The 13,452-nt window shown below is 46.4% G+C and carries 12 protein-coding genes; 2 read left to right on the top strand and 10 right to left on the bottom strand.

The window, feature by feature from the left end; all coding sequences use genetic code 11:
* The first annotated feature begins 399 nt into the window (after positions 1-399).
* Positions 400-1,155: an SDR family oxidoreductase gene (locus D7D25_RS06750; RefSeq protein ID WP_122968219.1), complete on the top strand. Its 756-nt coding sequence runs from the start codon at positions 400-402 to the stop codon at positions 1,153-1,155.
* A 137-nt stretch (positions 1,156-1,292) separates the two neighbouring features.
* The gene (locus tag D7D25_RS06745) at positions 1,293-3,731 is read left to right on the top strand and encodes a prolyl oligopeptidase family serine peptidase (RefSeq protein ID WP_122968218.1); all 2,439 of its coding nucleotides are present in this window, start codon (positions 1,293-1,295) and stop codon (positions 3,729-3,731) included.
* Positions 3,732-3,796: 65 nt separating this feature from the next.
* Here the strand turns inward: D7D25_RS06745 and D7D25_RS06740 are convergent, their stop codons facing one another.
* The 10 genes from D7D25_RS06740 to D7D25_RS06695 all read right to left on the bottom strand — a co-directional run bounded on the left by D7D25_RS06740 (position 3,797) and on the right by D7D25_RS06695 (position 13,245).
* A complete protein-coding gene (locus D7D25_RS06740; protein ID WP_122968217.1) occupies positions 3,797-4,327 on the bottom strand; it encodes a DUF192 domain-containing protein in 531 nt (176 codons plus the stop codon).
* Positions 4,328-4,476: 149 nt separating this feature from the next.
* Complete coding sequence (gene cbiB / locus D7D25_RS06735; protein WP_122968216.1) at positions 4,477-5,451, bottom strand: adenosylcobinamide-phosphate synthase CbiB; 975 nt, start codon at positions 5,449-5,451, stop codon at positions 4,477-4,479.
* 60 nt (positions 5,452-5,511) lie between these two features.
* Positions 5,512-6,534 (bottom strand): histidinol-phosphate transaminase, encoded by a 1,023-nt coding sequence (locus tag D7D25_RS06730; RefSeq protein ID WP_122968215.1) that lies wholly within the window; start codon positions 6,532-6,534, stop codon positions 5,512-5,514.
* A gap of 205 nt (positions 6,535-6,739) precedes the next feature.
* Complete coding sequence (locus tag D7D25_RS06725; RefSeq protein ID WP_122968214.1) at positions 6,740-8,197, bottom strand: cobyric acid synthase; 1,458 nt, start codon at positions 8,195-8,197, stop codon at positions 6,740-6,742.
* Positions 8,198-8,326: 129 nt separating this feature from the next.
* Positions 8,327-9,478: an ATP-binding protein gene (locus tag D7D25_RS06720; RefSeq protein ID WP_122968213.1), complete on the bottom strand. Its 1,152-nt coding sequence runs from the start codon at positions 9,476-9,478 to the stop codon at positions 8,327-8,329.
* Between the two features lie 129 nt (positions 9,479-9,607).
* Entirely contained in the window at positions 9,608-10,219 is a 612-nt protein-coding gene (cobC, locus tag D7D25_RS06715) for an alpha-ribazole phosphatase (protein ID WP_122968212.1), read from the bottom strand.
* A 102-nt stretch (positions 10,220-10,321) separates the two neighbouring features.
* Entirely contained in the window at positions 10,322-11,080 is a 759-nt protein-coding gene (gene cobS, locus D7D25_RS06710; protein WP_122968211.1) for an adenosylcobinamide-GDP ribazoletransferase, read from the bottom strand.
* Between the two features lie 5 nt (positions 11,081-11,085).
* On the bottom strand, positions 11,086-12,096 hold the full coding sequence (gene cobT / locus D7D25_RS06705; RefSeq protein ID WP_122968210.1) for a nicotinate-nucleotide--dimethylbenzimidazole phosphoribosyltransferase: 1,011 nt from the start codon (positions 12,094-12,096) through the stop codon (positions 11,086-11,088).
* A 259-nt stretch (positions 12,097-12,355) separates the two neighbouring features.
* Positions 12,356-12,865: a bifunctional adenosylcobinamide kinase/adenosylcobinamide-phosphate guanylyltransferase gene (locus D7D25_RS06700; protein WP_122968209.1), complete on the bottom strand. Its 510-nt coding sequence runs from the start codon at positions 12,863-12,865 to the stop codon at positions 12,356-12,358.
* Positions 12,865-13,245 (bottom strand): DUF4430 domain-containing protein, encoded by a 381-nt coding sequence (locus D7D25_RS06695; RefSeq protein WP_158602559.1) that lies wholly within the window; start codon positions 13,243-13,245, stop codon positions 12,865-12,867. The genes D7D25_RS06700 and D7D25_RS06695 overlap by 1 nt, the downstream gene beginning before the upstream one ends.
* Between the last annotated feature and the right edge of the window lie 207 nt (positions 13,246-13,452).

The following is a 13,452-nucleotide window of genomic DNA, read 5'->3' as shown; positions in this document are numbered from 1 at the left end:
TTGTGACATGATCTTAGAAACTGTTTTGAATTTTACGAGTAATTCTTTTACGCTTATTTTTCGACTCTTTCCTATTGTTTTTTGCCCTTTTTCGCGCCTTTGAACTTTCATTTCTTTTAAGTAGCCCGCCACTTTTCAATCAATGAAAATCCAAATCCATCGAAAAATGGCTAAAAAACAATGGATGAAAAAATTCAAAACAGATTCTTATTCTCTGATAACGTAAAAGTAGGCTTTTTTGTTTTAGGGAGTAAGGTTTTGTTTATTAAAACAAGGATTATGTTTTTTTTTACACTATTTTTGCACATCACTGCGCTTCGTTCCGTTGAGCGATGTGTGGCATAGTAATAAATTAGCACATTAGTTTATCCTTGATTTCTGGATCTGAAATTGAGTTGTATGGAGAAAATAGCATTAATCACAGGAGCGACTTCCGGAATTGGAGAAGCTACAGCCCTGAAACTTGCCGGAAACGGGTTCGATATAATAATCACCGGCAGACGGCAGGAAAGATTGAACGTATTGAAGAACACACTCGAAGAGAACGGCTCGCATGTGTTGGCTCTCTGTTTCGATGTGCGGGACGAGGAGGGAGTGAATGCTGCCCTGGGAAATCTACCCCCGGAATGGCAAAGTGTGGATGTCTTGGTGAATAATGCCGGTCTGGCTGCCGGTCTGGAGCCGGTTCAGCAGGGTGACAGCCTGGACTGGAACCGGATGATCGACACGAACGTGAAGGGACTGTTGTATGTTACCCGTTGCATTTCACAGGGAATGATTTCCCGGAAAAAAGGACATGTCATCAATATCGGATCGATCGCCGGAAAAGAGGTTTATCCCAACGGAAATGTCTATTGCGCTACCAAGCATGCCGTGGACGCATTGACGAAAGGGATGCGTTTTGATCTGCTTCCCCATAATATAAAAGTAACGCAGATATGTCCCGGTGCCGTGGAGACGGAATTTTCCCTCGTGCGTTTTCATGGGGACAAGCACCGTGCCGATAAAGTGTATGAGGGATATGAGTGTCTGGTCGCCCACGATATCGCAGAGTGTATCTGGTTCGCGGTTTCCCGTCCGCCGCATGTGAATATCAACGACATGGTCGTGATGCCCACAGCACAGGCGTCGGCTTCCGTTTTTCATAAAATATAGTGAAAGCCGGAGCGCACTTATATTCAACAAAGATTGTGAAAGGTGAGCGCGGAATATCAAACTTGTTTGAAGATTCTGCCGAACCGCATCTTATATTCTACAAATATAAACTATGCTAAATAAAAAACATATCCATCATGAAACGAGTTTGCCTCATTTTATTTGTTTTGCTTATGACAACCCGGTTTGTTGAATCGCAGGAAAATATCACCTATCAGGTGCCGCCGGCAGAAATTCTGGAGCTGGTGGATATCGAGAGAGCGCCGTCAGTCAATATGGACAGTAAGGGTGAGCAGATGTTGTTCTTTTACCGGAATACGTTCAAAACATTGTCCGACTTGAATCAGCCTGAAGTAAGGTTGGCAGGACTACGTATCAATCCCGATGCCAATATATCGAGTACCATTACCTATTTTAATAATATCCGCTATAAAAAAACGACCGATAAGGAAATACGGCAGATAGAAGGGTTGCCTTCCGAACCTCTTATCGCCAATGTCCTTTTTTCGCCTGATGAGACAAAACTTGCTTTTACCAATACGGTGGAAAACGGTGTAGAGTTGTGGATTGTCGACCTGAAAACCTTGCAGGCAAAAAGAGTGACGGATGCGGTTGTGAACGCCAATGCCGGATTTCCATACAGTTGGTTCGGCGGGGGAACCGGATTACTCGTGAGGATTCTTCCTGAAGACCGGGCCGGATTGATCGATATCCAAAAAGCTTTGCCGGAAGGGCCGATTGTGTCGGTCAGTGACGGACAGATATCGCAGAACCGTACTTATCAGGACCTGTTGAAAAACCCGGTGGATGAGACTAATTTCGAAAGGTTAATGACATCGGAGCTCTATAAGATAGGGCTCGACGGATCGAAAACACAATGGAAGGGGGCCGGAATGTATATTGGACAATCATTTTCCCCGGATGGAAAATATCTGTTGCTGACCACACTCTCCCGTCCGTTCTCTTATACCGTTCCTTATTATAATTTTCCCAATGTCGCGGAGATATACACGGCTGAAGGAGATTTCTTAATGAAATTCAATGAACAGCCGTTACTGGATAACCTTCCGATAGGATTTATGGCCACACAGCAGGGAAAACGGAATATTTACTGGCGTGCCGACAAGCCTTCGACCCTCTATTGGGTGGAGGCGCTCGATAAAGGAGATCCCGGAGTGGAAGTGGATTTCCGTGATGAGGTATTCGAACTCGATGCCCCATTCACCGGCACACCCCGTTCGTTGGTAAAAACCATTCACCGTTACGCGGGGATTACCTGGGGAAACAATCAATACGCTGTTCTTCATGACCGCTGGTGGAACACGCGGAATCAGAAGATGTATGTTTTTAATCCGTCGGACAACAAACAGGAACCTCGTGTCCTGGTCGACCGGAACTATCAGAATGTTTATGAGGATCCCGGTTATCCGCAAACCACAAAAAATGCGCTGGGGACCTACACGTTGAAAATGGACGGAAATTCGATTTACTTTTTTGGAGACGGTTTCACCGCTGAGGGACAGTTTCCCTTTATCGACGAACTGGATCTGAAAACATTGAAAAAGAAACGGATCTATCAGTCTGCCTATACCGATAAGGTGGAAGAGTTGGTCACCTTTGTCGACAGTAAAAAAGGCACGGTGATCACCCGGATTGAGTCGCCGAGGGAATATCCCAATTATTATATCCGCAATATCAGGAGCAAAAGTGCGCCGGAGCCGTTGACCGCCTTTGAAAACCCTTTCAAAAGCATTGAAAATGTCCATAAGCAAGTCATCAGCTATAAACGCGACGATGGGGTGGAACTTTCCGGCACATTATACCTGCCGGTGGGTTATGACAGGGACAAAAAGGAAAAACTGCCCATGATCATGTGGGCATATCCTACTGAATACAAGGACCGGAGCAGCGCGGGACAAACGACTGCCAATCCCAATTCATTCACCTACCTGTCGTATGGAAACCCTGTATACTGGGTAACGCGCGGCTATGCGATCCTTGATGACGCGGCCTTTCCCATCGTGGGAGAAGGAGATGAACAGCCGAACGATACTTTTGTGAAACAACTGGTGGCCAATGCCAAAGCGGCCATAGATGCCGTGGATGCACTGGGATATATCGACCGGGAGCGGGTCGCTGTAGGGGGACATTCCTATGGCGCGTTTATGACCGCAAATCTGCTGACCCATTCCGATCTCTTTGCCGCGGGTATCGCCCGTAGCGGAGCGTACAATCGTTCGCTTACACCCTTCGGCTTTCAGGCGGAAGAGCGCAGTTACTGGATTGCCTCAGAGACCTATAATGCCATGTCGCCTTTTATGCATGCCGATAAGATGAAAACACCCCTATTGCTTACCCATGGGGAGAGCGACAACAATTCAGGCACGCATACGATGCAGAGCGAACGCTATTTCCAGGCTTTGAAAAGTTTTGGCGCCCCTGTCCGCCTGGTGATCCTGCCCAAGGAAAGCCACGGATATGCTGCCCGGGAAAACGTACTCCACCTCTTGTGGGAGCAGGATCGGTGGTTGGAGAAATATGTGAAAAACAAAGGGAAGAATGAGAGTGAAGAATGAAGAATGAAGAGTGAAGAGGGAAGAGGGAAGAGGGAAGAGGGAAGAATGGGAGACCGGGGAGGACGTTATTCCGGGATGATGAATTCTATCCTGTCTCCGGTACGTATACCGTGCCGATTGGTGAATCCCGCGTTTACCTCCACTACATAGATCGCGGGTTTTGTAGACGCATAGTTCCACTCTTTTAACGGGGTGGTATTCGCGTGAATGGTCACGATCTCTTTGTCCCTATTCACAAAAAGGATATCCAACGGGATGTAAGTGTTTTTCATCCAGAAACTCTGCATTTCTTCCATACTTTGAATGAACAACATTCCCGCATTTTCCGGAAGGCTGCGCCGGTACATCAATCCGCGTGCCCGTAATTGGTCGTTATCGGCCACTTCAATATCGATCATTGCCAGTGTGTCGCCATTCTGCCGACTGGTGAAGAACAATTCTCCCTGCTTGCGGAATGGAATGTCTATCGCTTCGGATTGCGTTGATATTTCCGGTTCGTTGCCGGATCGCTGTAAAAAGTATACTGCAAGACCGGCTATTACGATCAATAAAACCATCAAATATACGCTTCGGTTGCTTTTTTTCTTTTTTGACATACTTTTCTTATGGTTTTGTTTTTAGCCATAATCGTTTTTGCAACGGGCTCTATCCGAGATATTTTTCTCCAGCGGCGCGGAGAAATAATGTATGGCAAAGGTATAAGAAAAATATAAAACTAAATGGTTTGTGACTAAAAAGTTTGCAATTAAATGGTGGGGCAACTCAAAAAGTAGTATAATCCGTAAAGGAACAGAATGATCATCAACGTCATTGTCAAGGTAACCCGTAGGTTGATGAAACAGGCCCGCCGCACATCGGCGTGTGAGAGATCCCGGTCGTTCTCTCCTATATAGGGTTTCTCCACTAATTTGCCATGATATAGGTTTGGACCGCCCAATCGGCAGTTGAGGATACCGGCCAGCGCCGATTCCGGATAACCGGAGTTGGGGCTTGAGTGGCATTTGGAATATTTTCGGATAAAGGTGAATCCACGCCGGGAGGGTGGTAGTAACACCATTGATAAAGCAGTGAGCCGCGCGGGAATAAAATTGGCCGTGTCATCGAGGATGCGGGCGGCGAACCATCCGAAATCGCGGTACTTCTCATTTTTATATCCGATCATGGAATCCATGGTATTGATCATCTTGTAGGCCATCATCAACGGAATTCCTCCGAGCACATAGAAAAACAGGGGAGCGATCACTCCGTCGCTTAGGTTTTCGGCCAGTGTTTCGAGTGTTGCCATGCGGATCTGTTTTGCTGTAAGTTGCGATGTGTCACGTCCCACAATCCAGGCCAGTTGGTTTCGTGCCGCCGGAATATCACCTTTCATAACCCGCTTTTCTACTTTCATCGCTTCGCAGATCAGGCTCCGGTTGCTGATCGCGTAAAAAAAGAGAATAGTGTTGATGATGAGCAGGGAGGAGGGGTAGGGAGAAAGTGCCCGTTCCAGACCATATAAAAGAGCGAAGACCGACAATACCAGTCCCAAGGCGACCAGCACGCCATTTCTCTTTCGATGATTTCCCCGGTTAAATTGCCTGTCGCACCACGCTATCATGCTGCCGAACAGACGGATGGGGTGCGGCAAACGGTGGGGATCACCCATGAGCGCATCCAGCAATAACCCGCCCAATAGCGGAATGAGAAAATCCTGATATGTGGTGAAAAAATGATACAAAGTAATACAATTGCTGATATAAATAACTCTTTGAAAATCCTCTTCCCCAATCCACGCTCGTTATCCTGTGTGAAACAGATTCAGCGCTTCAATAAGCTGACGGTTCCATGCTTCCTCCTGTACCGAAATACGAAAATATTGCGGAGTCAATCCCCTGAAATTGGACGCGTCACGGATCAACAGGCCGAAATGGTCGACCAGGAAATATTTCAGTTCTGCCGCTGTTCGCTCTTTCATCTTCACCAAAAAGAAATTGGATGGCGAAGCGGTCACTTCGAATTGCGGCAATGCGGCGATTTCTTGCTGTAACCGTGCTGATTCGGCGCAAAGTGAAGCGGCATCCGGCAACAGCCTGTCCCGGTTCTCCAGAATAAAACTTCCTGCCTCCAGGGCCAATGCGTTTACCGACCAGGGTGGACGCAATGACCGGATAGCGTCGATTATCTGTCGGTCGGCAACAATATACCCCAGGCGTAATCCGGGAATGCCGAATGTTTTTGTAAGTGAATGTACGATGATCAGATTCCTGAATCTGCCTTGCAACTCTTTCACCGATTCGTTTCGCGGGCATAGCTCGTCATACGCCGCATCCGCGACAAAAAAGGTGTGGCGGTTTTCGCTGCAAAAACGGGAAATCATGTCGTTGTTCACAATTTTTCCATCGGGATTGTTGGGTACGCCAAACCAAACCGTGTCGGCACTAAAGTGGACGGACTCTTGCAAAGACTCTGTCGGGATGAATGAAATCCTGTGCCGGTAAACGTGACAGGCATCTTCATATTCTGAAAAAGTAGGATAAGGGATCACACTTTCCCAGTGTTGAAAGAGGTGCGCGAGCAAATAGAACGCTTCGGCAGAACCGTTCGTCACAAGGATATTATCGGGAGAAACAGCATGAAAATCGGCCAATTGGGATGTTAACTTACGACTGTTCGGATCGGGATAATTACGAATGGTATCCATACGGCTTTTCAGATAACCCTCGATGGTCTCCGACGCGTTCCGGTAAGGAATATTGGAGCTGAAGTCGCATCTTATAGCCCCAGGATAGTTATATGTGTCGTTACCATGACCTGTTTGCATTCCTTTAATACCAATTACGAATCACGAATCACGAATTACAAATTACAAATTACAAATTTCCAATTACAAATTACGAATTTCCAATTACAAATTACGAATTGCCAATTACAAATTGCCAATCACGAATCACGAATTACCAATTATTGCCGGAGGTGCGATCCGCATAAAGGGTACTTTCCTTTATTGTCTGAAGCATATCATCCTATTACCGCAGACACCGGTAAATATACTCCATATCCACATTTTCCCGGATCATATCGGCGAGCCGGTCATATCCCTCTTCCTTGCGGGCTTTATAATCTACGGTAACGGAGATGGCGGGATCTATCTGACGTAGCACCTGTTCAATGACGGATGCATTATCGAAAATACCGTGGATATAGGTCCCCCAGGTATTGTCGTTCAGGAAAAAACCGTCGGTTTCACCGTTTTCCATACGACAGAGCGGGCGAGTGGAAGGTGTATATCCTGCATGTATTTCGTATCCTTCCCCTGAAATGTCGCCTTCAATAAATGAAAACCGGCATTGTCGCGTCTGTTTACCGTCGGCAAGGGTGGTGACGACCGGAAGAATTCCCAAACCGGGTAGGGATGCGATATCGCCCTCCACGCCATCCGGGTCGCGTACCTCCTCACCCATCATCTGGTAACCGCCGCAAATACCGTACAAAGGTCTTCCGTTGCGGTGATGCGCCAGGATGGCTCTGTCAAGGCCCTTTTCCCGCAGTGTTTTCAAGTCCGACAGCGTGTTTTTTGATCCAGGGATAATGATTATATCGGCCTGCGACAATGTTTCCGCATTGTCCGAATAGAAAAGATTCACGTCCGGCATCAGTTCCAGCATATTGAAATCGGTAAAGTTCGACAAATGTTTCAACAATACCACTCCGACATTGATTTTTCCGGCTTTCAAGGCCGTTTTCTTTTTTTCGATAACTACCCCGTCCTCTTGTTCGATGAAAAGTCCTTTACAGTAGGGAATGATGCCCACTACCGGTTTTCCTGTCAGCTCTTCCAGTATCTTTTTACCCTCTTCAAACAGTGCGATATCTCCCCTGAATTTATTGATGATGATCCCTTTGATGGCATCGCGTTCGCCGTCGGGAAGCAATTCAAGGGTTCCGTACACACTGGCAAACACACCCCCTTTATCGATATCGGCCACCAGAAATGTGGCAGCATGGGTATGAAGTGCCACACGCATGTTCACGATATCTTTCTCCCGGAGGTTGATCTCCGAGATACTGCCCGCCCCTTCAATCACTATCGGATTATAGCGGCTGGCCAGCCTGTCGAACGAACGCATCACTTCTGTGAACAGTGCATTCCGGTCGGTCTCGTTGAAATACTCCCGTGCCGACTTGTTTCCGGCCGGCTTGCCGTTGAGTACCACTTGCGAGGTAGAGTTGCCGGTCGGTTTCAGCAAGACCGGGTTCATCTCTACGGTGCAGTCGATTCGGCACGCTTCCGCTTGTACAGCCTGTGCGCGGCCTATTTCGAGATTGTCGCCGGTCGGATAGCTGTTGAGCGACATATTCTGCGCCTTGAACGGGGCAGGGGAGTGGCCATCCTGCAGGAATATACGGCAGAAACCGGTGTTGATCACCGATTTTCCTACATCGGAGCCGGTGCCGACAAACATAATGGGCCGAAGTTTCTTCATTCGTTGACGATGTTTTTGATGCTTGTAACTTAAATACTTCGACCATTTTATCTTCATTTTTCCATGAATGTGGCCGGTCGGTCCGTATTTGTTTCGCTATTCAAAAGAATTATTTTTTATTTACTTCTTTCAAAAGAAATTTAAATAGTTTCTAAAGTAATCTTCTTTTAACCAAAGTTTAAAGATTGGGTCTAAGATCTCTATTTTTTTTTCCTGTATATCAATAATTTCCTTGGATGAAAGTGCCGATTTTATTTTTTTGAGATTGCCCGAGGTCCCCAAACGGTAGTTTTGTAATACTTTCCTTGAAGTAAAGGCGCTTTCGCCATCTAATACGGCTTTCAGAAAATTGATCTGTGTCGCGCTAAGTCCTTCGATTTGTCCGATAAAGAGTAAACTTAGTTGATTTTTAATGCTTTGCAAGGAATTCTCGATGATTTCTTTCGTACAGGTTTCCGTGGTCCGCAGCCAAGCCTGTTGCGCAAGTTGCTGCACGTAGTAACTGTGATTATCCACCCTTGCCGCAAGATATTCGGCGGTTTTGATCCCGATTTTTTTACCACTGTCTTCAAAACGTTTTTTTATAAATTTCCCCCACACTGCATTGTTGATTTTTTGTAAAAACATGATGTCGCCAAACTTGTAGAATGGCATGGAAATGTTGGAGAAAATATTGAGCAGCATGTGGCGTTTGCTGCCGTAAAGACAATAGGCCACGCTGTGGTGGTGTTGCCAATGCGAACGCAACTTCCGCTGAAAAGCCAAGCTGTCGGGAAAATCGCCTATGGCTTGGAACTCGTCGATACATACGACAATACGTATGTTTTTCGATTTTGCAATATTTTCGGCTAGGTTAAGAATGTCATCAGGACTTTTCTGTAAGGCTTCCCAACTTACGCCGAATGAAATTTCGGCTTGCGAATCAGGTGAAAATGATATTTTCGGTAACAGTTGTGCCAAAAAATTCTTGGCATGAGTCGCCATTTCTTCCCAACGGCTTGCTGTCGTCTTGAGAATCTCTTTTGCGAAATAGTCGTAAAAATCTATTTCGCTACGCACATTGAAAATATCAAGCAGACACACTTTTATTGTTTTGCTTTCATCCATAACTGTTTTTGATACAGCTTCGACTAAAGATGTTTTACCCCAGCGTCGTGGCGAGATAATCGTCGTATTTGTCAACGACTTAAAGTTGAGAGCCAGTCGAACAGACTCTTCTTCCCGATCGGTAAAGTTTGCCGCATCAGTCGATTTGCCAAAAATAAAAGGGAGTTTTTCCATATTCAAACAAATATTTTGACAAAGATAAGAAAAAATATAATACCAAAGGGTATGATACCAAAAGGTATGATGCTAAAAGGCATGATGTCGGAAGGTGTAATACTGAAAGGCGGGATTTTAAATTCTTCTTCATGACCAGCTCTGCGTTTTAGGGAGGTTTTTTATGATTGTAATCTGCCCGTAAGCAATAGGTTCGTCGAACACTTTGTGTGGCGAATGCCGTGAAGTGTCGCCTGTTCTTGCGGGGAATATTCGTTCAGCGGATGACATGTTCTCCGGATGGTCTTCCAGTAGTATTTTGAATGCCCGGATCACTCCCGCATGCGTTATAACCAGTATATTCCCTCTGGTATCTGGAAGGTCGTCGATAAACCCCTGGACACGGCAGAGCATATCATTATACGATTCCCCATTCGGACAGGTTTCATTCAGATAATCTCCAAACCACCTTTTCCCTGTTTCCGATTCGAATATCGTATCCCAGGTCCGGCCTTCCCATTCGCCGAAGTCCAGTTCTTTCAACCGGTCGTCGGTTTGGAAGCGATAAGACAGCAATGAACCGAGTTTCATGCATCGGCTCAGCGGACTACAGAAAACAGCATCAAACTGTATCTTCGATAATTTCGACCGGACAGATTCCGATTCGGTTTCGAACGAAGCGGCCAATGGGACATCGGTCTGCCCGTAACAGATCCCTGACGGCACATCCACGCGTGTATGTCGGACAAGATAGAGTCTCATGAGGAATTACCAATTACCAATTACCAATTACCAATTACCAATTGCAGAACTTCCGCCAGTGTATAAAGAGAAATGTGTATGTCTGAAATTACAGATGTCAAACTATTGATTTATGGGATATATTATAATGCAAACAAGATAGAAAGCGAGCTCCGAAAATTGTTGCAACGCACCCAACACATCACCGGTAAAACCGCCTATCTTTTTTTCGGTATATTTTTTCAACACGATCATGATCACTGCATATAGCGGAATGACAATCACTATGATTTGCCAGGGCATAAAACTCAATGGAACAAGACCAAACGTAAGGGCGATCAGGAAAGTGGTCATATCTGTTTTTCTGCGGGTGTGCATCGCTTTGCTATCTCCGGTGCGGGCATACCGTGAGCTGTTCACCATGAAGACCGGCATCATGCGGCTCGAAGCATGGGCTGCAATCAGCACCACCATGATATGGGATGGGCCGATGGAAAGCAACAACATGAATTTCAGCAGAAACAACAGGATAAGGGATATAACGCCATAAGCGCCGATAGCGCTCTCTTTCATGATGGAGAGAATGCGTTCCTTGTCGCGTCCCCCTCCAAACCCGTCGAAAAAATCAGAGAGACCGTCCTCGTGAATCGCCCCCGTGAGAAATACTATGGCCGTCATCGCTATCACAAGGGCGACCGGTATCGGGAGTATCCATTGGAACAGCAAAAAAACTCCACCTCCTAGCGCACCCACAATAATGCCGACCAATGGAAAATAACGGAATGCTTTCGTCAGATTTTCTTCCGAATAGTCGATTTTACCTGCCGGAATGCGGCTGTAAAATAGGAGTGCGTGGAAAAAGAGGTTGAGTTGCTGTTTCATTGCCCTTATTTTTTGCTTACGTCATGTACGCCGGCTTCCTCAAAACCCGCCATTTCGTTGAGAAAGATCAATGCCGACCTGACAAGAGGATAGGCCAGGGCGACACCGGTGCCTTCGCCTAAACGCAGGTTGAGGTGCAGGATTGGATCGCCTTGCAGATATTCAAGCATCAATAGATGGCCCTTCTCATCCGACGAATGGCTGAAGAGCGTATTTTCAAGGATACCGGGCTGCATTTCATATGCGGTAAGAAAGGCGGAAGTGGCGATAAATCCGTCGGCGATGATCAGCATGTTCAACCGTTTCGCCTCAAGTACGCCTCCACACATCATCGCAATTTCGAACCCTCCGAATGTAGCCAGTATTTCGAGTGGCGTAGCGGGATTATATTTTTCTGCCACCCGTCGAAGGACATCGCATTTATGGCGGACACCTGCCTCGTCATGTCCGGCACCGCGTCCAACGCACTCTTCGAGTGGAATGCCGGCGAATTTGTGCAGCAGTAATGATGCCGGTGAGGTGTTTCCAATACCCATTTCTCCGAAACCGATCACGTTGCAGCCATGATCAAATTCCTGACGGACAAATTCCGCTCCTCTTTCCATCGCCATGCGGCAGGTCTCTATGCTCATGGCCGGTTGATATAACATATTGCAGGTGCCACGGCCCAGTTTGGCATCGACGACACCTGATCCTGCCGGAAAATCGAAATCGACACCGGCATCGATAATTTTCAGGTTGATACCGTGCTGGCGCGCGAACACATTGATCCCGGCGCCCCCGTGGATGAAATTCATCACCATCTGATGGGTGATCTCTTTCGGACAGGGGCTTACCCCCTCGTCGGCAATGCCATGATCGGCGGCGAAGACCAGTATGGCAGGATTACGCAGTTCGGGCGTCAGTGTTTGTTGTATCCTGCCGATCTTAAAGGCAATCTCTTCAAGTTTGCCGAGCGAACCTACCGGCTTTGTGCGGCTGTTGATCTTACTACGAAGTGCGGTTTCAATATTCATTTTTTTACTAAAAGAAATAAGAAATAAGAAGTTAGAACTGAGAACAGGGAAGTTAGAATTTAGAACTAAGAATTTAGAACTAAGAATTTAGAACTAAGAATTTAGAACTAAGAATTTAGAACTAAGAACTTAGAAACTAAGAACTGGGAACTTAGAACTTAGAACTAAGAACTTAGAACTAAGAAGTTGAGAATGGGTAAATTCGGGGAATTATCATCCAAGCTAAGCACTTAAGAACCTTTCCTTCTTTCCACTTTCTTCACTTCAGTTGCCAAGGAATCCCCGAGAGCATAACGTATGCCTTATCGGCCGATGCGGCAATATGCTGGTTGATCCATCCCTGCAGATCGGTGAAATGGCGCGAAGCTTCATCGGGAGCATGAAGCCCCATTCCGATTTCGTTGCTGACGACGATCAGCCGGAAATCCTGCTGAATGAAACCGTTCCATTCCGACTTTGCCTCTTCCAGTGCGGCATCGAGGTTGTAGCTGTTATCGTGAAAGATATTGGTTAGCCACAGTGTGATGCAGTCGAGCAGTACCGTCCGTCCGGCAAGGGAGAGCGAACTCAGCCGTTTATCCTCCTCGACGGTTTCCCATTGCTCACCCCGGTCAGCCTGATGACGGCGGATACGCAGCTCGAAATCATCATCCCAGCGACGGGCTGTAGCCAGATATAACGGGTTGGCGGAATACTCTTCCGCCAACTCTTGGGCAAACCGGCTTTTACCCGACCGTTGTCCCCCTGTGATGAAAATGATCTCCCGCATTATTCTACTGTATCCGGTTTTGAACAAACATCCGTTTTGTAGACCCATCGTACGGTATCGCCGGGTTTTACGTTATAACGGAACGCCAACTTACCCGTACTCTGTCCGTTTACGGTGTAATACCATGCCATCACGGTCCTTTCGGTTTTTATACCGTTAATGGTAGTTACAAAGATATACTCTTTTACCGGATAAGATTCAACTGTAGCACAAGATTGTAGGGCGGTCATTGCGGTTATCCCTTCGAACCAGTTTATCTGGTGTGTTTCGTTGGCTTTCTTGCCGCCGTAATCAATCTCTAGCGTTACCTTTTGCTCCTGGGCGTATATGCCCACCGCAAATGCAGTTGCCAAAAAGATGGTTGCTAATTTTTGTTTCATTGTTTCCATATTTTTTCTGGCTCATTCTTAATTGTTCGGTAAATTTTTATTTAATAACCACATAATCAATCAATTGTGGTGAGATCCTGTTTGACGCTGATAGTCAATCAGTTATAGGTCCTTTTGAGTAAAAAATACCGAACTGTTGATTTTAGCATACGCTCAAAATTAAGGAATCTTGGGCTTGTCTAACAAAAACAGGTTTCC

It is taken from the genome of Proteiniphilum sp. X52 (assembly GCF_003712195.1).
In the GTDB taxonomy this organism is placed as follows: Bacteria; Bacteroidota; Bacteroidia; order Bacteroidales; family Dysgonomonadaceae; genus Proteiniphilum.
Note: the sequence above shows the minus strand (reverse complement) of the source record. Positions and strands in the feature narration are given on the sequence as shown.

Excerpts from the sequence above, each read along its gene's own strand:
- D7D25_RS06750 (WP_122968219.1), top strand. The coding sequence starts at position 400 with ATGGAGAAAATAGCATTAATCACAGGAGCGACTTCCGGAATTGGAGAA.
- D7D25_RS06720 (WP_122968213.1), bottom strand. The coding sequence starts at position 9,478 with ATGGAAAAACTCCCTTTTATTTTTGGCAAATCGACTGATGCGGCAAAC.
- D7D25_RS06745 (WP_122968218.1), top strand. The coding sequence starts at position 1,293 with ATGAAACGAGTTTGCCTCATTTTATTTGTTTTGCTTATGACAACCCGG.
- cobC (WP_122968212.1), bottom strand. The coding sequence starts at position 10,219 with ATGAGACTCTATCTTGTCCGACATACACGCGTGGATGTGCCGTCAGGG.
- D7D25_RS06700 (WP_122968209.1), bottom strand. The coding sequence starts at position 12,865 with ATGCGGGAGATCATTTTCATCACAGGGGGACAACGGTCGGGTAAAAGC.
- D7D25_RS06695 (WP_158602559.1), bottom strand. The coding sequence starts at position 13,245 with ATGAAACAAAAATTAGCAACCATCTTTTTGGCAACTGCATTTGCGGTG.
- cobS (WP_122968211.1), bottom strand. The coding sequence starts at position 11,080 with ATGAAACAGCAACTCAACCTCTTTTTCCACGCACTCCTATTTTACAGC.
- D7D25_RS06725 (WP_122968214.1), bottom strand. The coding sequence starts at position 8,197 with ATGAAGAAACTTCGGCCCATTATGTTTGTCGGCACCGGCTCCGATGTA.
- cobT (WP_122968210.1), bottom strand. The coding sequence starts at position 12,096 with ATGAATATTGAAACCGCACTTCGTAGTAAGATCAACAGCCGCACAAAG.
- D7D25_RS06740 (WP_122968217.1), bottom strand. The coding sequence starts at position 4,327 with ATGTCAAAAAAGAAAAAAAGCAACCGAAGCGTATATTTGATGGTTTTA.
- D7D25_RS06730 (WP_122968215.1), bottom strand. The coding sequence starts at position 6,534 with ATGCAAACAGGTCATGGTAACGACACATATAACTATCCTGGGGCTATA.